This window comes from Streptomyces erythrochromogenes (assembly GCF_036170895.1).
Classification (GTDB): domain Bacteria; phylum Actinomycetota; class Actinomycetes; order Streptomycetales; family Streptomycetaceae; genus Streptomyces; species Streptomyces erythrochromogenes.
On the sequence record NZ_CP108036.1, the window covers coordinates 2,238,016 to 2,249,065 of the forward strand.

General features: G+C 75.0%; 1 protein-coding gene. It reads left to right on the forward strand.

What is annotated here, in order from left to right:
- The first annotated feature begins 35 nt into the window (after window positions 1-35).
- Window positions 36-10,973: a type I polyketide synthase gene (locus OHA91_RS10200; protein ID WP_456293594.1), complete on the forward strand. Its 10,938-nt coding sequence runs from the start codon at window positions 36-38 to the stop codon at window positions 10,971-10,973.
- Window positions 10,974-11,050 lie beyond the last annotated feature (77 nt).

The following is an 11,050-nucleotide window of genomic DNA, read 5'->3' on the forward strand; positions in this document are numbered from 1 at the left end:
ACCCCGAGCGCACGGCCCGGTTCCTGATGGACCTGGTGCGCTCCGAGGCGGCCCTGGTCCTCGGCCGCGGCACGGGCGCGGACATCGACCCCGCCCGCACCTTCCAGGAGCTCGGGTTCGACTCCGCGACCGCGGTGGAACTGCGCAACCGGCTCGTCGCCGCCACCGGTCTGAAGCTGCCCACCACCCTGCTGTTCGACCGGCCCACCCCCGAGAAGCTGGTCGCCCGGCTCGCCGAGCTCTCCGGGACGGTGGCCGCGCACCGGCCCGTCTCCCGGTCCGTCCCGCGCCGGGACCACGGCTCCGATGAGCCCGTCGCGATCGTCTCCATGGCGTGCCGCTTCCCGGGCGGGGTGGAGTCCCCCGAGGACCTGTGGCGGCTGCTCGTGGAGGAGCGCGACGCCGTCTCCGAGTTCCCCGGCAACCGCGGCTGGGCCCTGGAGACCCTCTTCGACGGGGACCCCGACCGCGCGGGCACCTCGTACACCCGCCGGGGCGGGTTCCTGCACGACGTCGACCGGTTCGACGCCGAGTTCTTCGGGATCAGCCCGCGCGAGGCCACGGCCATGGACCCGCAGCAGCGCATGGTGCTCGAAACCGTGTGGGAGGCCGTGGAGCGCGCCGGGATCGATCCGGCGGCGCTGCGCGGCAGCGGTACCGGCGTGTACGTCGGCGCCATGGCGCAGGACTACGGTCCGCGGCTGCACGAGGCGGGCGAGGGCGTCGGCGGCTACCTGCTGACCGGCACGTACACGAGCGTGGTCTCCGGCCGCGCCTCCTACACCCTCGGTCTGGAGGGCCCGGCCGTCACCGTCGACACCGCGTGCTCGGCCTCGCTCGTGGCGCTGCACACGGCCGCCCAGGCGCTGCGGGCCGGGGAGTGCGAACTGGCCCTGGCCGGCGGTGTGACGGTGATGGCAACCCCCGGCATGTTCGTGGAGTTCAGCCGCCAGCGCGGACTGTCGGTGGACGGCCGCTGCAAGTCGTTCGCGGAGGCGGCGGACGGTACGGGCTGGGGCGAGGGCGCCGGCATGCTGCTGCTGGAGCGGCTCTCCGACGCGCGGCGCAACGGGCACGAGGTCCTCGCGGTCATCCGCGGCTCGGCCGTCAACCAGGACGGCGCCAGCAACGGGCTGAGCGCCCCCAGCGGTCCCTCCCAGGAGCGGGTCATCCGTGAGGCCCTGGCCGCCTCCGGCCTGTCGGCCGCGGACGTCGACGCCGTCGAGGCGCACGGTACGGGCACCCGGCTCGGCGACCCCATCGAGGCCCAGGCCGTCCTGGCCACCTACGGACAGGACCGTGACCCCGGCCGCCCGCTGTTCCTGGGCTCGCTGAAGTCGAACATCGGGCACACCCAGGCCGCCGCCGGCGTGGGCGGCGTCATCAAGATGGTCATGGCGATCCGCAACGGCCTGCTGCCGCGCACCCTCCACGTGGACGCCCCGACCTCGCACGTGGACTGGTCGAGCGGAGCGGTCTCGCTGCTGACCGAGGCCGTGCCGTGGCCGGCGGGCGACCGGCCGCGCCGGGCCGGCGTCTCCTCCTTCGGTGTCAGCGGCACCAACGCCCACCTCGTCCTGGAGCAGGCCGCGGAACCGGAGGCCGGCGGAGCCGCGCCCGCCGAAGAGGTGCCCGCCGATGGCGCGCCCGTCCCCTTCCTCGTGTCCGCGAAGACCGACCAGGCACTGCGGGCCCAGGCCGGCAGGCTCCTGGACCACCTGCGCGACAACCCCGGCGTCCCCCTCGCGGACATCGGCCGCTCCCTCGCCGTCGGCCGCGCCCACTTCGACCGGCGGGCCGCGGTGGTCGCCGGTGACCGCGCGGAGCTGGAGCAGGGCCTGCGGGCACTGGTCGAGGGCGCCACCGCCCGAGGCCTGGTCACCGGGCAGAGCCGGCCCGCGGCCCGCCCCGTGTTCGTCTTCCCGGGGCAGGGCGCGCAGTGGGTGGGCATGGCGGCCGGCCTGCTGGAGTCCTCCCCGGTGTTCGCCCGCCGGATGGCCGAGTGCGCGGCGGCGCTGGACCCGCTGGTCGACTGGTCGCTCCTGGATGTCGTCCGGGGCGCGCAGGGGGCTCCCGGCTTCGAGCGCGTGGACGTCGTACAGCCCGTCCTGTGGTCGGTGATGGTGTCCCTGGCCGCGGTGTGGCGCTCGCTGGGGGTCGAACCGGCCGCCGTGATCGGCCACTCGCAGGGCGAGATCGCGGCGGCCTGCGTGGCCGGCGTACTGAGCGTCGAGGACGCCGCCCGCGTCGTGGCGCTGCGCAGCCGCGCGCTGACCGTGCTGTCGGGCCGCGGCGGCATGATGTCCGTGGCCCAGCCGGCCGCGTGGGTGCGCGAGCGCATCGGCGCCTGGCAGGGCAGGATCTCCGTCGCCGCGGTCAACGGCCCGGCCCAGACCGTGGTCTCCGGCGACCCGGAGGCCCTGCGCGAGTTCCTGGCCCGGGCCAAGGAGGAGGGGGCGCGGGCCCGTCTCGTCGATGTGGACTACGCCTCCCACTCGGCCCACGTGGAAGAGCTGGAGGGCGAGCTGGCGCGGCTCCTCGACGGGATCGGGGCGGGCCCGGGAGACGTACCGGTCTACTCGTCGCTGACCGGGGCGCTGCTGCTCGACGCGAGCGTGATGGGCGCCGGGTACTGGTACCAGAACCTGCGTGAGACCGTGCAGTTCGAGCAGGCGGTCGGGGAGCTCCTCGCGGCCGGGCACCACACGTTCATCGAGGTCAGCCCGCACCCGGTGCTCACCATCGGAGTGCAGGCCGCCCTCGACGAGGCGGGTGTGCGGGGCACCGCCCTGGGTACCCTGCGCCGCGACGAGGACGAGGCCGGGCGGCTGCTGCTCGCGCTCGGCGAGGCCCACTGCCACGGCATCGGCGTCGACTGGTCCGCCGTGTTCGCCGGTACGGGCGCCCGCCGGGTCCAGCTGCCGACGTACGCCTTCCAGCGGAGCCGGTTCTGGCTCGACACCCCGGTCACGGCGGAGGACCCGTCCGGGCTGGGCCTCACGCCGGCGGAGCACCCGCTGCTGGGCGCGGTGACCAGCCTCGCCGACCGTGAGGGCGTGCTGTTCACGGGCCGTGTCTCACGCCGTACCCACCCCTGGGTCGTCGACCACGCGGTCGTCGGCACGGTCCTGCTGCCCGGCACCGCCCTCGTCGACATGGCCGTCTCCGCGGGCGACCGCTTCGGCCACGACCGGCTCCGGGAGCTGGTGCTGGAGGCTCCGCTGCTCGTCCCCGAGGAGGGCGGCGTCCACCTCCAGGTCGCGCTCGGACCGGCCGAGGAGTCGGGCACCCGGTCCGTCACCGTCCACTCCCGCCCCGAGGGCGCGGGCGACGCGGAGTGGACCCGGCACGCCTCGGGCGTACTGGCCACCGGCGAGCACCCGGTCCCCGCCGCCGCGCCGGCCTGGCCGCCGCAGGGCGCGCGGCCGGTCCCCCTCGACGACGTCTACGAGCGCCTCGCCGACCGCGGTTACGAGTACGGGCCGGTCTTCCAGGGCTTGGGCCGTGCCTGGCTGTCGGGCGAGGAGCGGTTCGCGGAGGTCTCCCTCACGCAGGACCAGCACGCCGACGCCTCGGCCTTCGCGATCCACCCGGCGCTCCTCGACGCGGCCCTGCACGCGATGCTGCTCGGTGACGGCACCGAGCTGGCCATCCCGTTCTCCTTCAGCGGGGTCACCCTGCACGCCGCGGGTGCGACCGCGCTGCGCGTGCACGTGGTTCCGGTCGACGCCAACACCGCGTCGCTGACCGCGACGGACCCCGAGGGCCGGCCCGTCGTCACGATCGACTCGATCACACTGCGTCCGGCCGGTGACCTCCGTGCCGCGCAGAGCGCGAGCGCGGGGCGGCACTCCGGGCTGCACCGGCTGGTGTGGAAGCCCGTTCCGCGGGCGGCCGCGGAGACCGCGGCGGGGCTGTGGGCTGTGCTGGGGTCCGATCCGCACGGGTTGGCGGCGGCCGTCTCGGGTGACGCGTACGCCGACGTCGCCGAACTACGGACGGCTCTGAGCGACGGCGCCCAACTGCCGTCCTTCATAGCCCTGTCGGAGAGCTTCACGGAGGTGCACGGGGCGGTTCAGAGCACCCTGGCCACCCTCCAGGAACTCCTGGCCGACACCGCGCTCGACTCCACCCGGATCGTCGTCCTCACCCGCGGCGCCACCGCCCTCACCACCGACGAGGACATCCACGACCTGCCCGCGGCCGCCCTCACCGGCCTCGTCCGCACCGCGCAGAACGAATACCCGGGCCGCATCACCCTCCTCGACATCGACAACACCGAGCACCTCGCCGCGGCAGCCCACACCGCAGCCACCCACCCCGACACCCAGTACGCCCTCCGCGACGGCCGACTCCACACCCCCCGCCTCGAGAACACCCCCACCACCCCGGGCACCGCGCTGGACCCGGAGGGCACGGTCCTCATCACCGGCGGCACCGGCGGACTCGGCCACATCCTCGCCCGCCACCTCGTCACCCACCACGGCGCCAAACACCTCCTCCTCACCAGCCGCACCGGCCCCAACGCACCCGGAGCCCGACAACTCCACGACGAACTCACCGCAGCCGGCGCCCACATCACCATCACCGCCTGCGACACCTCCAACCGCCAAGCACTCAAAAACCTCCTCGACACCATCCCCACCGACCACCCCCTCACCACCGTCATCCACGCCGCAGGCACCCTCAACGACGCCACCCTCGACAACCTCACCCCCCACCACGTCACCCACGTCCTCCACCCCAAAACCGACACCGCCCACCACCTCCACCAACTCACCCAGAACCACAACCTCACCCACTTCATCCTCTTCTCCTCCATCGCCGGACTCATCGGAAACCCCGGCCAAGCCAACTACGCCGCCGCCAACACCTACCTCGACGCACTCGCCCACCACCGCCACCACCACAACCTCCCCGCCACCAGCCTCGCCTGGGGACTCTGGGACACGAGCACCGGCAGCATGGCCGCCCAGTTCTCGGACGCCGACATGAAGCGGTGGGCCGACAAGGGCATCCTTCCGCTGACCCCCGAACGCGGCATGGAGCTGTTCGACGCCGCTCTCGGCGCCGGGCAACCGGTTCTGGTGCCAATCGAGTTGGACCTCCAGGCGCTGCGCGCCCCGGAGGCGACGGCGCCGGCGCTGCTGCGCACCCTGGTCCGCGCGCCGCGCCGCCGGGCCGCCGCGGCCGCCGGTTCTTCCTGGGCCGAGCGCACCGCCGCGCTCGCCCCCGGCGACCGCCGTCGGGCGGCGCTGGAACTCGTACGGGCCACGGTCGCGGCCGTCCTCGGCCTCGCGGGGCCCTCCGCCGTCAACGACAGCGGCCCGTTCATCCAGTTGGGCATGGACTCCCTGACCGGCATGGAGCTGCGGCGCAGGCTGGCCTCGGACAGCGGCATCGCCGTTCCCGCCACCGCCGTCTTCGACCACCCCACCCCCGGCGCCCTCACGGACTTCGTCGTCGCCGAGCTCGGCAAGATCGCCGGGGAGGCGGCGGCCCGGTCCGAGCGGCAGGACGCGAACGGATCCGGGGCCGGCTCCGGCGTCGGCCGGGACGACCCGATCGTGATCGTCGGCATGGCCTGCCGCTACCCGGGCGACACCCGTTCCCCCGACGACCTGTGGCGGCTCGTCGCCGACGGCACCGACGCCATCGGCCCCTTCCCCACCAACCGCGACTGGGACGTCGACGGCCTCTACGACCCCGACCCCACCCGGGCGGGCAAGAGCTACACCCGGCACGGCGGATTCCTCTACGACGCCGACCGTTTCGACGCCGAGTTCTTCGGGGTTTCGCCGCGTGAGGCGTACGCGATCGACCCGCAGCAGCGCCTGCTCCTGGAGACCGCCTGGGAGAGCTTCGAGCACGCGGGCATCGACCCGGCCACCCTGCGCGGCAGCCGGACGGGCGTGTTCGTCGGCACCATGTACGACGACTACGCTTCCCGGCTGTCCTCCGTCCCGGTCGAGTACGAGGGCTACCTGAGCACGGGCAGTGCCGGCAGCGTCGCCTCCGGGCGGTTGTCCTACACCTTCGGGCTGGAGGGCCCGGCCATCACCGTCGACACGGCCTGCTCCTCCTCGCTCGTGGCCCTGCACCTGGCCGCCCAGGCCCTGCGCCAGGGCGAGTGCAGCCTGGCCGTGGCGGGCGGTGCCACCGTGATGGCCACTCCGCGGCCCTTCGTGGAGTTCAGCCGACAGCGCGGCCTCGCGCCCGACGGCCGGGTGAAGTCGTTCTCCGCCTCGGCGGACGGGACGACCTGGAGCGAGGGTGTGGGCGTACTGCTCCTGGAGCGGCTCTCCGACGCCCGCCGCAACGGACACCCCGTACTGGCCGTGGTCCGCGGATCCGCCGTCAACCAGGACGGCGCCAGCAACGGCCTCACCGCACCCAACGGCCCCTCCCAGGAACGAGTGATCCGCGAAGCCCTCGCCGCCTCCGGCCTGTCGGCCGCCGACGTCGACGCCGTCGAGGCCCACGGCACCGGAACCACCCTCGGCGACCCCATCGAAGCCCAGGCCATCCTCGCCACCTACGGACAGGACCGCGACACCGACCGGCCCCTGCACCTCGGCTCGCTCAAGTCCAACATCGGCCACTCCCAGGCCGCCGCGGGCGTCGGCGGCGTCATCAAGATGGTCATGGCCATGCGCCACGGCATACTCCCCCAGACCCTGCACGTCGACGCTCCGACCCCGCACGTGGACTGGTCGAGCGGCGCGGTCTCGCTGCTGACCGAGCGCACCCCGTGGCCGGAGACCGACCGGCCCCGCCGGTCGGCGGTCTCCTCCTTCGGGATCAGCGGAACCAACGCCCACGTCGTCCTCGAACAGGCCCCCGCCACCGCACCCGAGCCCGCCCGCGAGGCAGCGCTTCCCTCACCTCTGCCGTGGGTGGTCTCCGGCCGCGGTGCGGACGGCCTGCGCGCCCAGGCCGCGCTGCTGCGGCGGTCGGCCGCCGAGGCCGGCTCGGACGGCGGCTTCGGCCTCGCGCACCTGGACATCGGCCACGCCCTGGCCACCACGCGGGCCGCGCTCCCGGACCGTGCCGTCGTCCTCGCCGACGACCCGGCCGCCCTGCTGGCCGGCCTGGACGCGCTGGCCCGCGGCGAATCCGCGCCGCAGCTGGTGACCGGGGATCCGGACCGGGCGGCCGGGACCTCCGGGATGGCCTTCCTCTTCACGGGGCAGGGCAGTCAGCGGCCCGGCATGGGCCGTGAGCTGTACGGGACCCACCCCGTCTACGCCCGCGCCCTGGACGAGGTCTGCGCACGGATGGACGTGCACCTGGGCCGGTCGCTCAGGGAGCTGATCCTCTCCGAGGAGGGGAGCGAGCAGGCCGCGCTCCTCGACAGGACGCAGTACACCCAGCCCGCGCTGTTCGCCGTCGAGGTCGCGCTGTTCCGGCTCGTGGAGGAGTACGGGCTGACCCCCGACCACCTCCTCGGCCATTCGGTGGGCGAGCTGGCCGCCGCGCACGTCGCGGGGGTGCTCTCCCTCGACGACGCCTGCAAGCTCGTCGCCACCCGCGGCCGCCTGATGCAGTCCGCCCCCTCCGGCGGCGCCATGATCGCCATCGAAGCCACCGAAACCGAGATACGCAACACCCTCCCCACCCACCACGGCCACCTCGACATCGCCGCGATCAACACCCCCCACTCCACCGTCATCACCGGCGACCACGACGCAGCCCACCAACTCGCCACCACCTGGCGCAACAACGGCCGACGCACCAAACAACTCAACGTCAGCCACGCCTTCCACTCACCCCACATGGACGCCATCCTCAACGACTTCCGCACCACCGCCGCCGAACTGACCTACCACGCCCCCACCATCCCCATCATCTCCAACCTCACCGGAGAGCCCGCCACCACCGAACAACTCACCGACCCCCACTACTGGGTCCAACACCTGCGCCACACCGTCCGCTTCAACGACGCCATCCAGCACCTCCGAAACCAGAACGTCACCACATTCCTGGAGCTCGGCCCGGACAGCGTGCTCACCGCCATGACCCGTACGATCCTGGCCTCCGGGGAGCCGGAGACCGGCCGGGCGGCCGGGCAGCCGGTCGCCGCGGCCCCGCTGCTGCGCAAGGGCCGGCCCGAGGGCGCGACCCTCGCGGCGGCGCTCGCGGAGGCCCACGTACGGGGCCGGGACGTGCGGTGGGACGGGTTCCTGCCCGACGGCCGGGCCGTCGCCCTGCCCACGTACCCGTACCAGCGCGACAGCTACTGGCTGAGCGCTCCGGCGGCCCCCGCGGCACCGAAGCCGGCCGGCGGGCATCCGCTGCTGGACGGGGCGGTCGAACTCGCGGCGGGACAGGGGTGGTTGTTCACCGGGACCCTTGATGCCGAGGTCCACCCGTGGCTCTCGGAGCACACCGTCCTGGGTCGGCCGCTGCTGCCCGGTGCGGCCGTCGCCGAGCTCGCCCTGTACGCGGCCGGCCGGACGGGAGCCGCGGAGGTCGCCGAGCTCACGCTCGAACAGCCGCTGGCGCTCGACGGACGTGTCGCCCTCCAGCTCATGGTGGGTGCGGCCGGTGAGGACGGGACGCGTCCCCTCGCCCTGCACTCCCGGCCGGAGGGGACCGCGGACGGTGCCTGGGTGCGGCACGCTTCCGGCCTGCTGGCCGACGACGTTCCCGTGGCGACGGGCGAGGAGCCCGACCTCGCCGTCTGGCCGCCCCTGGGCGCCACCGAGATCCCCGTCGACGGCCTCTATCCCCGGCTCGCCGAGCGCGGATACGCGTACGGGCCCGCCTTCCAGGGGCTGCGCAAGGCCTGGCAGCACGGCACCGACGTCTACGCCGAGATCGCCCTCCCCGACACGGACAGCGGCACCGGCACCGGCACCGGCACCGGCACCGGCACCGGCACCGAAGGCTTCGCCCTCCACCCCGCCGCCCTCGACGCCGCCCTGCACACGGCACTGGTCGGGCCCGGCGCAGGGGACCGGCTGGTGGTGCCCTTCGCGTGGAGCGCGTTGGCCCTGCGGGCCTGCGGTGCGGCACGGCTGCGGGTCCGCCTGCGGCGGGGGCCGGGCGAGGTGCACGCGCTGCTGATCGCGGACGAGAACGGCGTCCCGGTGTTCACGGCCGGCGGCCTCGCGGTGCGCGAGCTCCAGGCCGATGCGGCGGCCGCCGCCGGGCCGGTCCACGGGGCCGGGCTGTTCGAACTGCACTGGTCTCCGCTGCGGGCGGCGACGCCCGTACCGGCCGGCCCGTGGGCGGTACTCGGCGACGGCGCAGCCCTCGCCGACGCCGTACGCGCCGCCGGCGTGGCCGTACGCACCTACCCGGGGCTGGAAGCGCTGCGGGCGGCGGTCGACGCCGGGGCCCCGGTGCCGACCTCGGTCCTGGCCGCCGTACCGGACGCCGGCGGCCGGACCGTGCTCGCGGTCCTCGAACTGGCCCAGGCCTGGCTGGCGGACGAGCGCTTCGCGGACTCCCGGCTCGCCGTCCTCACCCGGGGGGCGGTCGCCGTCGCGGACACCGAACACCCGGATCCCGCCCTGGCGGCGGTCTGGGGCCTGGTCCGCTCCGCGCAGTCCGAACAGCCCGGCCGCTTCGCCCTGGTCGACACCGACGGGCGGCCCGAGTCCGTACGCGTCCTCCCCCAGGCCCTGGCCTCGGCACAGCCGCAGCTCGCCCTGCGGGCCGGACGGGCTTCCGCGCCGGCCCTGCGCGGCCACCGGCCCGCCGGCCCGGCCGTGGACGCCCCGGCGGTGTTCGGAGCGGACAGCCACGTCCTGGTCACCGGCGGTCTGGGCACCCTGGGCCGGCTGCTGGCCCGGCACCTGGTCAAGCAGCACGGCGTGGGCCGGCTGCTGCTGACCGGCCGGCGCGGTCCGGCGACCCCGGGCGCGGAGGAGTTCACGGCCGAACTGGCCTCCCTGGGCGCGGAGGTGACCGTCGCCGCCTGCGACACCGGCGACCGGGCGGCGCTGGCCGCCCTGCTGGCCGCCGTCCCCGCGGACCGGCCGCTGACCGCGGTCGTCCACGCCGCGGGTGTCACCGACGACTCGGTCCTGGCGGGGCTCACTCCGGAGCGGATGGAAGGGGTGCTGCGGCCCAAGGCCGACGCCGCCCTCCACCTGCACGAGCTGACCCGGGACCTGGGCATGGAGCTGTCGGCGTTCGTCCTCTTCTCCTCCCTCGCCGGCACCCTGGGCTCCGCGGGACAGGGCAACTACGCGGCGGCCAACGCCTTCCTGGACGCCCTCGCCGGCCGGCGCCGCGCCGAAGGGCTGCCGGCCGTGTCGCTGGCCTGGGGCCTGTGGGCGCAGGAGAGCACGCTGACCGGGGACCTGGGTGCGGCGGACCTGAAGCGTCTGGCCCGCTCCGGGATCGGGGCGCTGTCCGCGGAGGACGGCCTGGCCCTGTTCGACGCGGCCGTCGCCTCCGGCGCCCCGGTCCTGACGGCGGCCCACCTCGACCTGCGGACGGCGGATCCGGACGCGGTCGCGTTCCTGCTGCGGGGGCTGGCCCCGGCCCGCCGCGCCGGGGGTTCCGCGCGGGCGGCGGCCCGCAGCACCGCGGCCGGTCTGCACGAGCGGCTGGCCCGGGCGCCCCGGCGGGAGCACCACCACATCCTGCTCGAGGCCGTACGCACCGAAGTGGCCGCGGTACTGGGCCACTCGGACGGCGACCGGGTGGCGGCCGACCGCCGGTTCCAGGACCTCGGCTTCGACTCCCTCACCGCGGTCGAGCTGCGCAACCGCCTGACGGCCGCGACCGGCGTCAAGCTGCCGCCCACGCTCGTCTTCGACCACCCGACGCCGGGCGCCCTGGCGGACCGGCTGCGCGCGGCGCTCGTCCCCGAGGTCCCGGCGCAGGACACCCCCGAGGAGGCCGCGGACGCCGCCGGAGGGCCGGACGGTGCGCGCGGGGACAGGAGCGGGGGTGAGAGCGCGCTGGACTCGATGAGCGCCGACGACCTGGTCCGCCTGGCCCTGGGCCAGAGCTGAGGAAGACACCCACCCCCCGCCCGGGTCCGGACCCGTTCCGGACCCGGGCCGAGCAACCAGACCCACACCCAGACCCC